Annotated in this window: 13 protein-coding genes and 1 pseudogene; 3 read left to right on the top strand and 11 right to left on the bottom strand. The window is 38.6% G+C overall.

Going from position 1 to position 15,545, the window contains the following annotated elements; all coding sequences use genetic code 11:
• Positions 1 to 20: 20 nt before the first annotated feature.
• The 8 genes from pcaD to chuA all read right to left on the bottom strand — a co-directional run bounded on the left by pcaD (position 21) and on the right by chuA (position 8,639).
• Positions 21 to 806: a 3-oxoadipate enol-lactonase gene (gene pcaD, locus SOI76_RS07925; protein WP_104078787.1), complete on the bottom strand. Its 786-nt coding sequence runs from the start codon at positions 804 to 806 to the stop codon at positions 21 to 23.
• A complete protein-coding gene (gene pcaB, locus SOI76_RS07920) occupies positions 803 to 2,161 on the bottom strand; it encodes a 3-carboxy-cis,cis-muconate cycloisomerase (RefSeq protein ID WP_104078788.1) in 1,359 nt (452 codons plus the stop codon). Before pcaB ends, pcaD begins: the two co-directional genes overlap by 4 nt.
• Before the next feature lie 2 nt (positions 2,162 to 2,163).
• Complete coding sequence (gene pcaF, locus SOI76_RS07915) at positions 2,164 to 3,375, bottom strand: 3-oxoadipyl-CoA thiolase (protein WP_104078789.1); 1,212 nt, start codon at positions 3,373 to 3,375, stop codon at positions 2,164 to 2,166.
• 12 nt (positions 3,376 to 3,387) lie between these two features.
• A complete protein-coding gene (gene pcaJ / locus SOI76_RS07910) occupies positions 3,388 to 4,041 on the bottom strand; it encodes a 3-oxoacid CoA-transferase subunit B (RefSeq protein ID WP_004792017.1) in 654 nt (217 codons plus the stop codon).
• 18 nt (positions 4,042 to 4,059) lie between these two features.
• Positions 4,060 to 4,731: a 3-oxoacid CoA-transferase subunit A gene (locus SOI76_RS07905; protein ID WP_104078790.1), complete on the bottom strand. Its 672-nt coding sequence runs from the start codon at positions 4,729 to 4,731 to the stop codon at positions 4,060 to 4,062.
• A 340-nt stretch (positions 4,732 to 5,071) separates the two neighbouring features.
• Positions 5,072 to 5,788, bottom strand: coding sequence for a 2-C-methyl-D-erythritol 4-phosphate cytidylyltransferase (ispD, locus tag SOI76_RS07900; protein WP_104078791.1), 717 nt, complete (start codon positions 5,786 to 5,788; stop codon positions 5,072 to 5,074).
• A complete protein-coding gene (gene ftsB, locus SOI76_RS07895) occupies positions 5,754 to 6,143 on the bottom strand; it encodes a cell division protein FtsB (protein ID WP_005069056.1) in 390 nt (129 codons plus the stop codon). The genes ispD and ftsB overlap by 35 nt, the downstream gene beginning before the upstream one ends.
• Before the next feature lie 315 nt (positions 6,144 to 6,458).
• A complete protein-coding gene (gene chuA / locus SOI76_RS07890; protein ID WP_350308354.1) occupies positions 6,459 to 8,639 on the bottom strand; it encodes a TonB-dependent siderophore receptor in 2,181 nt (726 codons plus the stop codon).
• Between the two features lie 370 nt (positions 8,640 to 9,009).
• Between chuA and SOI76_RS07885 the strand changes: the two are divergent.
• Positions 9,010 to 9,689, top strand: a pseudogene (locus SOI76_RS07885) (hypothetical protein).
• 306 nt (positions 9,690 to 9,995) lie between these two features.
• Positions 9,996 to 10,673: a DUF421 domain-containing protein gene (locus tag SOI76_RS07880; RefSeq protein WP_032053889.1), complete on the top strand. Its 678-nt coding sequence runs from the start codon at positions 9,996 to 9,998 to the stop codon at positions 10,671 to 10,673.
• A gap of 83 nt (positions 10,674 to 10,756) precedes the next feature.
• On the opposite strand, the gene eno is transcribed toward SOI76_RS07880, so the two are convergent.
• The 3 genes from eno to pyrG form a co-directional block, all read right to left on the bottom strand.
• Positions 10,757 to 12,046 (bottom strand): phosphopyruvate hydratase, encoded by a 1,290-nt coding sequence (gene eno / locus SOI76_RS07875; protein ID WP_002121066.1) that lies wholly within the window; start codon positions 12,044 to 12,046, stop codon positions 10,757 to 10,759.
• A gap of 63 nt (positions 12,047 to 12,109) precedes the next feature.
• Positions 12,110 to 12,967, bottom strand: coding sequence for a 3-deoxy-8-phosphooctulonate synthase (kdsA, locus tag SOI76_RS07870; RefSeq protein ID WP_002121042.1), 858 nt, complete (start codon positions 12,965 to 12,967; stop codon positions 12,110 to 12,112).
• 30 nt (positions 12,968 to 12,997) lie between these two features.
• Complete coding sequence (pyrG, locus tag SOI76_RS07865) at positions 12,998 to 14,635, bottom strand: CTP synthase (RefSeq protein WP_104078792.1); 1,638 nt, start codon at positions 14,633 to 14,635, stop codon at positions 12,998 to 13,000.
• A gap of 223 nt (positions 14,636 to 14,858) precedes the next feature.
• On the opposite strand from pyrG, the gene SOI76_RS07860 reads away from it, so the two are divergent.
• The gene (locus SOI76_RS07860) at positions 14,859 to 15,335 is read left to right on the top strand and encodes an internalin (RefSeq protein WP_032053892.1); all 477 of its coding nucleotides are present in this window, start codon (positions 14,859 to 14,861) and stop codon (positions 15,333 to 15,335) included.
• The last annotated feature ends 210 nt before the right edge of the window (positions 15,336 to 15,545 follow it).

The following is a 15,545-nucleotide window of genomic DNA, read 5'->3' as shown; positions in this document are numbered from 1 at the left end:
CCTTTTAAATCACTAAGCTATTAGATTTGCTGAATAAACCTAGTCAATTCCTGAGTAAATCTTTGCGGTTGCTCAATATTAGAAAGATGAGATGCTTCCAATTTAGCAATCTGACTATTGTTGATAGCGCGCTGCATAAATTCGGCATCTACTACTGTTGTCACTGGATCTTCTGTCCCCGCAACCAGCAGTGCCGGAATTTGAATTTGTGCAATTTCATCTCTTAAATCGGCATGTGCTAAAGCACGACACGCATTGGCATAACCTTGTGCTGGTGTGTTTGCCAGACTTTGAATCGTCGTTTGTGCAACCACATTATGTTGATAGTCGAATTTTTCGCTAAACCAACGTGTATGTGTGGTTTTAACCAATTCAGCTAGTCCATTTTGTTCTACTGATTCTGCGCGACTCAACCACGCCTCAGCCTGTCCAATTTTTGCCGCCGAATTTGCGACAGTAATGCTTAGAAAGCGCTCTGGGTAATGGATAGCTAACCAAAGCCCTGTAATTCCGCCCATAGAAATGCCACAAAAATGAGCTTTTTCAATATCTAAGGCATCTAAAATATCAGCAACATCTTCACCTAAATTTTGTAAAGATGTTTCAGCGATCACATCACTTTCGCCATGACCACGTGTGTCGTATGTAATGACATTAAAATGACTTTTAAGCTCATCTACTTGCGGCTGCCACATTCCATGATCTGTTCCTAAGGAGTTAGATAACACAAGTGCTGGAGCATCTTTTAATCCGTCGGTATATACAGCGAGCTGTTTCCCTTGTCGGTTGGTTATAAGCTGTTTCACTTTATGTCTCCTCCTTGTGCTTCTTGCAGAACAGCATCAATTTGAGCTTGAATGTTGCCCAAATAGTTTTCTGCTTTAAATATTTCCAAAATTTCTTTTTGACTAAAATGTTCTTTTACTTCATCTAACTGACTAACAACCTCAGATAAATGCTGCTTTTGAGCCACGGCTGTTTTACAAGCTGCTTCAACAACATGATGAGCATTTAAACGTCCAATTTTTGGAGCAAGCGCCATCATCACAGCTTCTGCCATAATCAACCCGTTGGTGCAGTCAAGGTTCTGCTGCATATGCTCAGCATTAACTTCGAAACCTTGTAAAACCTCACCAGTACGAGTTAATGCTCCAGCACAAAGCTGAAAAATTTCAGGGATTGCTAACCATTCTGCATGCCACGCACCTAAGCTACGCTCATGTTCCTGCACCATGCTTTGATAGATACTAGACATAAGTGCTGGTACACGATTTGCTGCTGCAAGTACTGAAGCTGCTGCAACTGGATTACGCTTATGCGGCATGGTTGATGAACCACCACGACCCTTTGCAGTTGGTTCAAATAACTCTGCAATTTCAGTTTGCATCATGAGTGACCAATCACGTGCCATCTTGCCCGTATTCCCGACAATCATGCCAAGCACACTTGCGATTTCTACAATACGATCACGCTCACCATGCCATGTGCTTGTCGGTACAGTCAGATTCAGTTGCTGAGCAAATGCACTGACTACAAGCGAACCTTGATCTTGCAAAGAAGCGAGTGAACCCACAGCACCACCTAACTGAGCAGTAAGTACACGTGATTTCATTGCTTGAATACGGTCTAAATCCCGTTTAAATGCAGAAGCCCAGCGAGCAAGCTTATGCCCTAAAGTAATTGGTAAAGCTTGCTGTAACCATGTACGTCCAATCATGACTTGATAGCGATATTGCTTAGCTTGTTGTAATGCAGCGGTGTAGCACTGCTGAAGTTGTGCTTCCACAATATTTAACGCATCGCGGCATTGCAAAATACAAGCTGTGTCTAAAATATCCTGACTTGTTGCGCCCCAATGCACATAACGTGAAGCATCTTCATCCACATCTTTAACAATTGCCGTAAGCTGTTTTACAAATGGAATTGCGATATTTCCAGCTAAGCCTGTTGCTACAGCCAACGCTGGAAAATCAAACTTTTCTATTGCCTGCTCAGCTACTTGGGCAATGGTATTAGCCGCATTTTGAGGAATCACGCCAACTTTTGCCTGTGCTTGACCTAACGCAACTTCAACCTGAATCATATATGTGATTAAAGATGAGTCACTAAAGATGTCAGTGACGTCTTTTTGATAAAACAAGCTGGCATATAACTGGCTCATGATTAGACTCTCTCAATAATCAATGCGATGCCTTGGCCTACACCAATACACATTGAACACAAAGCGTAACGACCACCTGTCTGCTCAAGTTGGTTTAAAGCTGTGGTCACAAGGCGTGCACCTGATGCACCTAAAGGATGACCTAATGCAATTGCACCACCGTTTGGATTTACTTTGTCAGAATCATCTGGCAAACCTAAATCACGGGTCACGGCTAAAGCCTGAGCAGCAAATGCTTCATTTAACTCAATCACATCCATCTGATCTAAAGTAAGGTTGGCTTGTTTAAGTAATTTCTTAATCGCTGGTGCCGGAGCAAAACCCATAATCCGTGGTTCTACACCCACTGCTGTTGAAGCAATGATCTTGGCACGTGGTTTTAAGTTGTAGGCCTGAACCGCTTCGTCAGATGCAATCAGTAGAGCTGCTGCACCATCATTAATACCTGAAGCATTACCCGCAGTCACAGAACCATCTGCTTTTACAACAGGCTTAAGTTTGCTTAAACCTTCAAGCGTGGTCGATGCACGAGGATGTTCATCGCTATCAATCACAACAGCATCACCCTTACGCTGAGGGATTTCAACTGTCACGATTTCTTTAGAAAAAAAGCCTTTGGCTTGCGCGCTTGCGGTGCGTTGTTGGCTCACCAAGGCAAACTGATCCTGATCTGCACGATTCACGTTAAATTGTTCAGCCACGTTTTCGGCAGTCTGGGGCATGGTGTCTACACCATACAATTCTTTAAGTTTAGGGTTAATGAAACGCCATCCCATGGTGGTGTCTTCAATCTTCTGGCTACGGCCAAAAGCACTGTCTGACTTACCCATCACATAAGGTGCACGGCTCATGCTTTCCACACCACCGGCAATCACCAAGTTTGCTTCACCTGCTTTAATGGCACGGGCAGCAATGGCAATGGCATCGAGTGAAGAACCGCACAAACGGTTAATGGTGGTTGCTGGTACTTGATACGGTAAACCTGCAAGCAGTGCTGACATACGGCCAACGTTACGGTTATCTTCACCCGCTTGGTTGGCACAGCCATAGATCACATCATCGACCTGTTCCCAATCTACATTCGGGTTACGTTGGATTAAGGCTTTGATCGGTATAGCGCCAAGGTCATCGGCACGAACAGGAGCAAGGCCACCGGCATAACGGCCGAATGGAGTACGGATGGCATCGATGATATAAGCGTTTTTTAATGTCATTTCCTTACTTCCTTACCCTTGAGTGGCATCAATCAAAGTTGCACCGGTTAAAGCCTGTAACTCATCAAAGCTAAGACCTTCAACTTTCTCAATCACCTTTAAACCATCTTTGGTCACATCAATCACACACAGGTCGGTGTAAATACGGTCAACGCAGTGTTTACCCGTAACTGGATAGCTCAGCTCAGCTACAATCTTCGGTTCACCTTGCTTGGTCACATGGTCTGTGGTGATAAATACTTTCTTGGCACCCACAGCCAAATCCATCGCACCACCTACCGCAGGAATCGCATCCGGTGCTCCCGTGTGCCAGTTGGCCAAGTCACCATTTGCTGCAACCTGAAATGCGCCAAGCACAGCAATATCAAGGTGACCACCACGCATCATCGCAAATGAGTCGCCATGATGGAAAAAGCTGCCGCCTTCAAGCATGGTCACAAACTCTTTACCTGCATTAATCAGTTCAGGGTCTTCTTCACCTGCCGCTGGTGGTGGGCCAAATGCCAACAGGCCATTTTCAGAATGAAGGAAAATATCTTTATCGTTAGGTAAGTAGCTTGCGATCTTGGTTGGTAAGCCAATACCCAAATTCACATAGGCGCCATCTGGAATATCTTGTGCCACACGTTTTGCAATCTGGTCACGGCTGAGTTTCTGGTAGCTCATGTTATTTCTCCTTATTGCTTACTGTGCTGGCGCTACTTGTACAACGTGCTGTACAAAGATACCTGGGGTGATGATGTGCTCTGGATCTAATCCACCTAGCTCAACCACCTCAGACACCTGAACAATCGTGACATCAGCAGCCATGGCCATAATCGGGCCAAAGTTACGTGCAGATTTACGGTAAACCAGATTGCCCCAGCGGTCGCCCTTGTAAGCTTTAATCAGAGCGAAGTCAGCTTTAATCGGATACTCGAGTACGTAATCTTTACCATCAATTTCACGGGTTTCTTTGCCTTCAGCTAAAAGTGTTCCAAAGCCTGTTGGGGTAAATACAGCGCCTAGGCCCATACCCGCTGCCTGAATACGACAAGCCAAATTACCTTGCGGAACAACTTCAAGTTCTACTTTTCCGGCACGGTACAGCTCATCAAACACATAAGAGTCTGACTGACGTGGGAAAGAACAGATTACTTTTTTAACCGAACCAGCCTTAAGTAGTTTAGCCAGACCATAATCGCCATTACCGGCGTTATTACTCACAATAGTCAGGTCTTTAATACCCAGTTCAATCAGTCCGTCAATGAGTTCAGCGGGTTGTCCTGCGGTACCAAAACCACCAATCAGAATGGTCGCGCCATCTTTAATCTGCGATAGTACCTCGCTAAGAGAGGACTTACTTTTGTCAATCATTAGACAACTCCATTGTGCTCATTCAGGAAGGAATAGATAAGAGATTTAGGCACACGGAGGCAGAATGAACAGATAGATATTTCACTCAATCCCGAGTGTTTCCCTTAGATTTCCTTTTAAACATTCTTGATAATTTTTGTAATTTGATCTAGTTATCAAACCATGGTTTTGTTCGGTATAAATATTTTTTGTTCGATGATCGAACATTATCTAGTATAGTTGTCCGATCTTGATAAATCCTAAAACTTATCAATGTAAAAGAATATGGGTGGTTATAAATAGATATGTAGAAAGCTTGCTTAGATAAGCAAATCATCCCAGCAAGTTAAAAATAATAGAATTAAGACTGAGATTGAAGAATCAAACGTGCAAGTTCTAAATCATCGGGATAGGTAATTTTTATATTATCCGAACGCCCCATTACGACCTGTACAGTTTCACCCATATACTCGAGTGCACTTGCCTCATCGGTAATAGTGACGTCATTTTCTAAAGCATATTCAATTGCTTTTTTTAGTTTACCGATTTTAGTAATTTGAGGAGTTTGAGCTTGCCATAATAAATCTCGGCTGACTGTTTTATCAATTTGATTGCCTGACTTAACCTGCTTTAAAGTATCACGAACAGGAATTGCTAAAATAGCACTATGATTTGACTCAACTGCTGTTTGAACAAGAGTATTTAAACAGTCAATTGTTACACAAGGTCGTGCAGCATCATGCACAAGGACCCAATCATTTTCATCGGCAAAAGTTAAAAGATGATTTAAAGCGTTTAATACCGAATGGACTCGTTCCGCCCCACCCGTACAAAAATGCGCCTTATCCATATCATGAAATGCAAGAGTCTGGGCAAAGGTATCTTGGGAACCGATTGCTAAAATATAACCATCTAATGGAAGTTGACTTATACGCCGAACAGTATGCTCTAAAACAGTTGTATTCTGAATATATTGATACTGTTTCAATTCGGTTTTAGAAAATCGACTTCCTGACCCTGCAGCTGGAATAACTGCCCATAATTTAGTCTGGGATATCTGGGGATGCAGGTGTCTCATTCGTTTCCAAATCAACTTTAGCGTTCGGGTCAATATAAATAGGCTTGTAATGGGTACTAATTGTACTCATTTGAACAAATGTCTCATGTGGTTTAACCAAACCAAGATCAAGGCGTGCATGTTCTTCAATTGCTTCTGTACCATTTTTCAGGTCAAAAACCTCTGCTGCCAAAATACGGTTTCTTTCTTTAAGCTCTTCATTAACTTCAGCTTGTTGCTGAATTTGTTGCATGAGAGCTTGATGAGGGAGATAACCACCCTCACCTAACCAAAATTGATATTGTAGTATGGCCACTAAAACAATAACCAGTAGCAATATCAGTTTGCTTGAAGTGGATCGAAATACTTCTAACATATCATTAAGAGTTTTAATTAAAAACTTTGATTAAGCTTTTGTATTGTATAACAATTTAAAAAGAGCATGCAAAATTCCTGCAAAATCAGTGCAAAACTATTAATGCGCATGTTACTTTAAATTGACCATTGTGACATGTTTCATTTTGTCAAAAATGAATGGAATTTGAAAGGGAAATCATATTTATAAGTACAACTGCTTATAAATCACTCTATGTATATAAAAGCTATTCTGCGTATCACGAAATTATGTTGAATAAATAGAAAAAAGTCCTCCGAAGAGGACTTATCAATAGAGATTTAAATGAACTCGTAATTAGAAGTTATAACGAACACTTACTGTTGCATTTCGTGGTGTGCCCCAATTCATTGAGTTAGCACCAATACCTTCATAATATTTCTCATCAAAAATATTATCGATATTAAATTGAAGTTTGATATTTTTATCCACTTGATAGCCAAGCATCGCACTTGCTAAAACATACGCATCTTGCTCAATACGAGAGCTTCCACTATCCGTATAGTATTTACTCTTATAATTTAAACCAAGCCCTGCACTCCATTGATCAAGTTTGTACTTAACAAATAGATTCGAGGTTGTTCGAGAGTTTGTCGTATTAACCTTTGTGCCCTGTGCATCTTTTGCTTCAAAATTAGCAATACCAAAGCTAATACCCCAATTGTCATTAATCTCGCCATCAGCTTCAAACTCAAAACCTTTACTTTCAACCCCATCTACAGCGCGATAGGCCTGCTCTGTAGTTTGTGTACCATTGCGAATAATGAACGTATCAGGTATCAATTCAGCAAAATTAGATTGTTCTATACGAAATACGGACAACGCTGTATTTAAACGCCCTCCAAACCATTCGCTTTTTAAACCGGCCTCATAACTCTTACCTGTAATCGGGTCAATATATTGATCATTTATATCTTTACGTTCTTGAGGTTTAAAAATTTCTGTGTAACTCGCATACACAGAATGATCTTGGGCAAAATCATAAATAGCGCCAACATATGGTGCTAATTCATTGTTAAATTCACGGTTACCTTTATCATTTTCAGACTTATATTTCCAGTTAGATAAACGTGCACCAGCAATAACTTTTAAAGGATCAAAAATTTGAAATTTACCAGCAATATATGCGGCAGTTTGTGTAGTTTCATTTAGCGCATTTTTACCGTTTAAAACAACAGGCTGAAGCAACTCTTGAGCCATATCATTATAGTTAAGTGGTCCACCTAAATACTTTTCAATATCTTGGTTGGTGTTAGACCCACCGAAAATATCCTTTGTTTTCTCATTCTTATTCCAAGATCCACCAATAATGATTTCTTGTGGACGATTAAAAAGCGTAAATGGAGCATTGATAAAAACATCAATATTATTTTCTTCATTTGCAGCTTTTGCGCCATATACTGAGACATTATCCTTGCCCTCTTCATTTTTTAATGGACTGGTATTGGTTGCCCTGTCTACTTTTCCAGCTGTATACAACAACATAGAAGCTGTATCTTCTTTACGGAAGGTATAAGCAATATTTAAATTAACGTCATTAAATAAATTCTGCTTTAAGTTCGCAAATACTGCCATTGTATTTACATCCCAATAAGTCCAAGGTGCACTTACTGTTAAGCTTCTAGAAAAATTGGTACGAGTTCCATCAGTATAAAAAGCAGGTGTACCGCCCCAACGAATACCGTCACGATGTAACTCTTGATAAGTTGCACCAAGCGACATACTGGTTTTATCACTCAAATCATAATCAACCGCACCATAAAATACATTCCGTTCTTTCTCATAGAAATCCATAAATGAATTTTCATCAGAATGCTTCACAAACATACGGCCACGCAATGATCCATCAGCATTAAGCGGTGTAGAAATATCTGCCGAACTACTCCAAGAGTTCCACGAACCTAATGATGTACTGACATTGCCAGTAAGTTCTTTAGCATTAGCATGCTTACGAATCATATTGAGGGCCATTGCGGGATTTCCCGCACCTGTAGTTAAGCCACTGGCACCCTTAACGACTTCGACACGATCATAAATATCTAAATCTAAATCTCCAGTGCCTAAGTTTGTAGTACTAGGTATTCCATCAATTAAGTAATAATCTACTTCAAAACCACGTGCATAAACTCTTTGGCGCTCATCGGTACGTGAAGTTGAAACACCCGTAATATTATTCATTAAATCTTGAAAAGAATCGATTTTTCGATCATCTAAATATTCACGAGTTAAAACTTTGACTGATTGAGGAGTTTCACGAAGTGATAAATTTAATTTTGTAGAAGTATTTGCGCTTTTAGCTGTATAACTGCCTGAACCTTCGGTAATAGCGGAATTTTCTTGTTCTGCTTGTACTTTTATCGTTTCTAAAGTGGCTGTACCATTTTTCTCATCTGCATAAACAAATGAAGGAACAGTTAAAGCCATAGCGAATGCTAAAGGATGAGCTCTAAATACTTTTTCAAAGGGCGAAGTGTACATAAGAAAATTCCATAATAACTAGTGTGCTGTGCGAGATTCCCTAGTCTTTTGCTGCTTTTTCTGTGTTACATAACAGCAAAAGTTCGGTACAAAAACTAACACGAATGATAATTGTTATCAATAATATATTAATAATTATTCCTATTTGTTTAGAACAAATTATCAATAGTTCTAATTATTTATATCCCTTATTCCCCACCAATCTTGCTTAACCACCCGAACTTTTAAAGTTATTACTCTATAAATTAATGAATACTATGTTAATAAAAGTCTTACGCCTAACTCAAAAATAACAAACTAAACAGTATTTTCTTTTATATTTTATTATTCTTCTCAAATCTCATAACAGAGAATAAAGGTATAAGTTGTAGTGTATAAAGTATTAGTATTTTCTTTATTAAGCATGGGCTTGAGCGCTTGTAACAACCCCCCAGAGGATAGTCCATCAAAAATAATTAATGTAGAGGAAATCCCAAAGCAATATAAACCAATCAATACTTATATATATGAATATAATGATATTATTTACAGACTAAACACTGAACAAGACCAAGCCACTACCTATTTAAAATTAAAAAATTTATTAAAAAAGATGCCAGCTAGTGATGACAACTTAAATATTTTAAAAACTAAAAGTAAAATACTTGTACATTTAGGTTGTCTAAATGAGGCTTATATCGTTACAGAAAAAATACTAGCTAAAACAGAAAGTTCAAAGCTACAGGAGATGCAATGTATTTTCTTGAGTAAAATGAAAAAAGATGCTCATGAAATAAAAGCATGTTATGAAAAAACCGCTAATAGTTACTTAAATGAGATAAATTTAATCCCCAAAGCTGCTTTGAGATATCAATATGCTTTATGGGGACTTTATGCAGCAATGTTCCACGCTGGACATATAGAATATAAAGATAAACTCAAAGAAATTATCGATTATCACAACATAGAAGATCACAAAAAACATATCAACAAATGTATGAAAACGTTATGAACTCTTCTATTTTTCAAAAACGTTTAGACGCAATCCCTTATACCTCTGATTGTCATTAATTTGTCTTCTTATTCTTATGATCCACCATATTTATAGCCTGCACCGTTATTAAGCTTAATTTATTTAACAATAAGAAAGTTCGCCTTGGAATATATTTTCTAATGCTCCCCCACTCTCTTGTAAATATAATCTCGCACAACTTTACAGCCTCCTTCATAAATCTTTTTTAAATGCAAGATTCATACAAAATCACATATATTTCTAATTTTTAACTAATAACTACTTAAAAAGTATATTTTTTTATTTTTTACTTTGGTAAAAATTTTATAAGGATTTCTTCTAACTATTTTAATAAGGAGAAAAAAATGGATTTTTTTAATATTTTCATCGGCGATACGACTTGGAACTTTGTTTTAGAAATTTTAGTTCGATGTTTTGTGATGTTTATTATTATTATCAGTTTTTTAAGGTTATCGGGTAAAAGAGGAATTCGGCAGCTTTCACTTTTTGAACTAGCCATTATTTTATGTTTAGGTTCAGCCGCTGGTGACCCGATGTTCACTAAGGACTTACCTATTGCCCATGCTTTAGTGGCTTTTACGGCCATTCTTTCTCTTTACCGACTTGTAACCTGGGCCATGGTGAAGAATAAAAAAATTGAGGATTTACTGGAAGGGAAAGCTTTATGTGTAGTTAAAGAAGGACTTTTAGTCTATAAAGATTTCCAGAAACAAACATATTCACATGATGAGTTTTTCTCGGAAATGCGTCAGCAAAATGTTGAACATCTTGGACAAGTGAGAACAGCTTTATTGGAATCCGATGGCATTTTGAGCTTACTTTATTATGAGGATGAAGATGTCAGATGGGGCCTACCATTATTCCCTGATGCCTACTGCAAAGCCGATGTACTTAAACTTAATACTTTTTATTCATGTATGAAATGTGGTGAAACTAAAATTTTAAATAAAATTGATCAAGAATGTACACGCTGCAAACATCATAGTTGGGCTGAATCTTTGAAAACACGCCGATTAGGATAATAAAAAAGGTGCTATTCCCTATTTAAAACAGAAAAAAGCACCTTAAAATGTTAAAAAATTAATTTTAACTTTTTATTTAAAGATTAGTTTAAACCTTTAAACTCAGCTTTACCGCGGTAAGCAGCTTTGGTCAATTCTTCAATACGAAGTAATTGGTTGTACTTAGAAACACGGTCAGAACGGCAAAGTGATCCAGTCTTGATTTGACCAGCTGCTGTACCTACTGCTAAGTCAGCAATAGTAGAATCTTCTGTTTCACCAGAACGGTGAGAAATAACAGTCGAATAACCATTTGCTTTAGCAAGATAGATCGCATCTAAAGTTTCAGTCAAAGTACCGATCTGGTTGTATTTGATTAAGATTGAGTTACCAACTTTCTCATCAATACCACGTTGTAAAATCTTAGGATTAGTTACGAACAAGTCATCACCAACCAATTGGATTTTATCGCCAAGGATTGAAGTCAAATAACTCCAGCCTTCCCAATCAGATTCATCCAAACCATCTTCGATCGAGATAATTGGATATTGATTTACAAGACCAGCTAAGTAGTCTGCAAACTGATGGCTTGTAAATGCACGATTACCTTCACCTTCTAAAACGTATTGACCGTTTTTGTAGAATTCTGAAGATGCGCAGTCTAATGCAAGCATCATGTCTGAACCAGCTTTATAACCAGTCAACTCAATTGCTTGTAAAATGATTTGAATTGCTTCTTCGTTAGAACGTAAGTTAGGAGCAAAACCACCTTCATCACCTACAGCAGTATTCAAACCTTGTTTCTTTAAAACTGATTTTAAAGAATGAAATACTTCAGCACCCGCACGTAAAGCTTCAGCAAATGAAGTAAAACCTACAGGCTCGATCATGAACTCTTGAATATCAACAGTGTTGTCCGCATGCTCACCACCATTTAAGATGTTCATCATCGGTACAGGCATTGTCAAAATTGTTTGACCGCGAAGATCTGCGATGTATTGGAAAAGAGGAAGTTTCTTTTCTTCTGCAGCAGCACGCGCAGCAGCCAATGAAACAGCTAAAGTTGCGTTAGCACCTAATTTTTCTTTGTTTTCAGTACCATCAAGCGCAATCATTGTGTTATCAATGTCTTTTTGCTCAAAAACTGATTTACCCAACAAAGCATCACGAATTAACGTATTTACATTGTTAACTGCTGTACGAACGCCTTTACCTAAGTAACGTGATTTATCACCGTCACGAAGTTCTAAAGCTTCACGAGAACCAGTTGAAGCACCAGATGGTGCACATGCACGACCAACAACCCCAGATTCTAAAATTACGTCTGCTTCGATGGTTGGGTTACCACGAGAGTCCAAAATTTCACGTGCACGAATGTCAACGATTTGGCTCATGAACAATTCCTCTTTGAATGAATATGAGCTGCGGTTAAAGCAGCGTAAGGGTTATAAAACAACTCAATGGGTGTCTAACTTTTTGAATCCTTTAACTAAAGTATCCAATTCTTTTATTTGTGCCAAGAATGGTTCAAGTTGCGACATACGTAATGCACAAGGTCCATCGCATTTTGCATGTTCTGGGTCTGGGTGTCCTTCCAAGAACAATCCAGCCAAACCAGTTGCCATTCCAGCGCGTGCTAAAGTTGTAATTTGAGCACGACGACCGCCTGCTGAGTCAGAACGACCACCAGGGGTTTGTAACGCATGTGTCACGTCAAAGAAAACTGGCACATTCATTTCTTTCATGGTGTCAAAGCCAAGCATATCTACAACAAGATTGTTATATCCAAATGCCGAACCACGTTCACAAAGAATAAGTTTGTCGTTTCCTGCTTCTAAACATTTATGCAGGATATGACGCATTTCATGAGGTGCTAAAAACTGGGCTTTCTTAATATTAATAATAGCCTGTGTTTTCGCCATCGCTTCAACAAGATCAGTTTGACGACTTAAGAATGCGGGTAACTGAATAATATCGGCTACTTCTGCAACAGGTGCAGCTTGATATGGCTCATGCACATCAGTAATGATAGGAACATTAAAATGTTTTTTAATATCACCTAACCATTCGATACCTTTTTCAAGTCCAGGACCACGAAATGAATGCAGACTAGAACGATTTGCTTTATCGAAACTCGCTTTAAATACATAAGGAATATCTAAGCGTTTGCAAATATCAACATACGTTTCTGCAATTTCGAAAGCTAAATCTTTTGATTCAAGTACGTTCATTCCGCCAAATAATACAAATGGCAAATGATTTGCCATTTGTATATCGCCTAAACGTACAACTTCTTGTGGTTTTAATTGTGACATTTAAACTTTCCCAGTTTATTTAAAATCGCATTATTTACTTTTTTGATGCTGTGTTTTTGCAGCGTCAATAAAACTAGCAAATAATGGATGTCCATCACGTGGTGAACTTGTAAATTCCGGGTGGAATTGTACAGCAATAAACCAAGGATGTTCAGGAATTTCTACAGTTTCAACTAAATGTTGTGCTGAAGAGTAACCTGAAATCTTCATACCAGCTTGTTCAATCGCCTCAATGAAACGGTTATTCATTTCATAACGGTGACGATGACGCTCAGTGATTTCAGCTTTACCATAGACTTCGCGTGTTTTTGTGCCTTCAACCAATTCAGATTTTTGTGCACCTAAACGCATTGTTCCACCTAAGTCAGACTCAAGGCTACGTTGTTGTAATTCACCGCGCTCATCTAACCATTCAGTAATTAAACCAATGAGTGGATATTTTGTAGAGCGGTTAAATTCTGTTGAAGAAGCTTCTGGCATACCTGCAACATGGCGAGCGTATTCAATAACAGCCAATTGCATGCCTAAACAAATACCCAAGAATGGGATTTTGCTTTCACGTGCGTATTGAATAGCTTTCATTTTGCCTTCAGTACCACGTTCACCAAAACCGCCTGGAACTAAAATTGCGTCAGCTGTACTTAAAATAGATACGTCTTGGCTTTCAAGTTCTTCAGCGTTGACATAATCAATTTGTACTTTTACGCGATTTTTAATACCTGCATGTAATAACGCTTCATTTACAGACTTATAAGCATCTGGTAATTCAACATATTTACCAACCATAGCTACACGTAAAGTGTATTCAGGATTAAGCAATGCTTCGACTACATTATCCCAATCTTCTAAATTTGCTTCTGGAAGATCATTAAACCCAAAACGCTCACAGATCAAGTCATCAACGTTTTGTTCATAGAATGTACGCGGAATTTGATAAATCGTTTTCGCATCTTTACATACCACTACAGCACGCGCTTCTACGTTAGTGAACAATGCAATTTTGCGTTTAGTATCAACATCCACATCATATTCAGTACGACAGATAAGAATATCTGGTTGAATACCAATCGAAAGCAACTCTTTTACAGAGTGTTGAGTTGGTTTTGTCTTAAGCTCTGCTGCAGATTTGATATATGGCAACAAAGTTAAATGCATAAGCATGGTTCTTTTATGACCAAGCTCAACCATTAACTGACGAACTGACTCCATAAACGGTAATGATTCGATATCACCTACCGTACCGCCAATTTCTACGATAGCAACATCGTAGCCTTCACCTGCGCGAAGTACGCGTTCTTTAATGTTGTCAGTAATATGTGGAATAACTTGAACTGTGCCACCAAGATAGTCACCACGACGTTCTTTATTTAAAACGTCCTGATATACACGACCACTGGTAAAGTTATTAAGTTTGGTCATTTTCGCACGACGTAAGAAACGTTCGTAATAACCCAAGTCTAGATCAGTTTCGGCACCATCCTCTGTGACAAAAACTTCACCATGTTGGAAAGGGCTCATTGTCCCTGGATCGACATTAATGTAGGGATCCATTTTAACCATTGTGACTTTTAAGCCACGGGCTTCCAAAAGTGCAGCAACTGAAGCAGCAGAAATACCTTTACCTAGCGATGAAACTACACCACCAGTGACAAAAATAAAATGGGTCATTAAGTTTCTCGTACAATCAAGCCGAAATCGGCCTACAATGTTTGGCAATTTTACTGTACTCTGCCCCTATAAAGCAAAGTCAAACCGCATCAATTCAAAGATCATTAAACAACTGGCTATTCTATCAGCATTTTTAATAAAAAATTAGGTCAATCTCACATGATTTTTTCATTCTCTTTTGCTGTTATAATGCCAGCTCCTCAATTAAATGTTGTTTAGGACAATGGCAAATAAAAAACTTTTAATCTGTGCTGCAATTGCTGCTGGACTATTGTTAACCGCATGTGTCAAAAAAGAAACACCTAAAGAAGAAGAGCAAGAAAAGGTTGAAACTGCTGTTTCAGAACCTAAACCTGCTGAACCTGCAAAATTTGAGTCTTTAGAAAGTGTGCAAACTGAAGAAGCTCAAACTCAGGAACCACCGCAAGTTGAAGTTCACCGCGAAGAAACAGCGAATACGACAACTGAAATTCGCCGTGAAACTCGCCCTGCCCAACCTGATCAAGGTTCACAAACAACAGTTTCTGAGCAACCTAAAGTAGAGCCGAAACCAAAACCTGAACCTAAGCCTGAGCCAAAAACAGAGCCAAAACCTGAAAAGGTTCAGTCAAAACCAGCTAAGCCTGCTGAACCATCTCAAACTGAAGATGATGCTGTTGCCGCTGCAATTGCTGCTGCTACCCCAGCGCTTAAAAACTAAGTTCGTATTCGAATATGCCCAAATTGATCCATCGGTTTGGGCTTTTTAATTATTATTCAAATTATCAATTCAATAATAAGTTTTAGTTTTCTTTCTATTTATCTTTAAAGTTTCCTTAGATATCAATTAGGGACAATCTACTTTTTCTGCCTAAAAAAGCATTGACGATATATATAGAGCGATGTAGTTTTTTATCAAGTTCCTTTTTGG

This window comes from Acinetobacter pittii (genome assembly GCF_034064985.1).
Taxonomy (GTDB): domain Bacteria; phylum Pseudomonadota; class Gammaproteobacteria; order Pseudomonadales; family Moraxellaceae; genus Acinetobacter; species Acinetobacter pittii_H.
The sequence above is the reverse complement of the archived record's forward strand: the minus strand, read 5'-3'. Positions and strand labels throughout refer to the sequence as shown.

Bases quoted from the DNA above. Each gene is read 5' to 3' on its own strand.
- kdsA (WP_002121042.1), bottom strand. From the start codon at position 12,967: ATGTCACAATTAAAACCACAAGAAGTTGTACGTTTAGGCGATATACAA.
- ispD (WP_104078791.1), bottom strand. From the start codon at position 5,788: ATGAGACACCTGCATCCCCAGATATCCCAGACTAAATTATGGGCAGTT.
- pyrG (WP_104078792.1), bottom strand. From the start codon at position 14,635: ATGACCCATTTTATTTTTGTCACTGGTGGTGTAGTTTCATCGCTAGGT.
- SOI76_RS07880 (WP_032053889.1), top strand. From the start codon at position 9,996: ATGGATTTTTTTAATATTTTCATCGGCGATACGACTTGGAACTTTGTT.
- pcaF (WP_104078789.1), bottom strand. From the start codon at position 3,375: ATGACATTAAAAAACGCTTATATCATCGATGCCATCCGTACTCCATTC.
- SOI76_RS07905 (WP_104078790.1), bottom strand. From the start codon at position 4,731: ATGATTGACAAAAGTAAGTCCTCTCTTAGCGAGGTACTATCGCAGATT.
- pcaJ (WP_004792017.1), bottom strand. From the start codon at position 4,041: ATGAGCTACCAGAAACTCAGCCGTGACCAGATTGCAAAACGTGTGGCA.
- chuA (WP_350308354.1), bottom strand. From the start codon at position 8,639: ATGTACACTTCGCCCTTTGAAAAAGTATTTAGAGCTCATCCTTTAGCA.
- SOI76_RS07860 (WP_032053892.1), top strand. From the start codon at position 14,859: ATGGCAAATAAAAAACTTTTAATCTGTGCTGCAATTGCTGCTGGACTA.
- ftsB (WP_005069056.1), bottom strand. From the start codon at position 6,143: ATGTTAGAAGTATTTCGATCCACTTCAAGCAAACTGATATTGCTACTG.
- pcaB (WP_104078788.1), bottom strand. From the start codon at position 2,161: ATGAGCCAGTTATATGCCAGCTTGTTTTATCAAAAAGACGTCACTGAC.
- eno (WP_002121066.1), bottom strand. From the start codon at position 12,046: ATGAGCCAAATCGTTGACATTCGTGCACGTGAAATTTTGGACTCTCGT.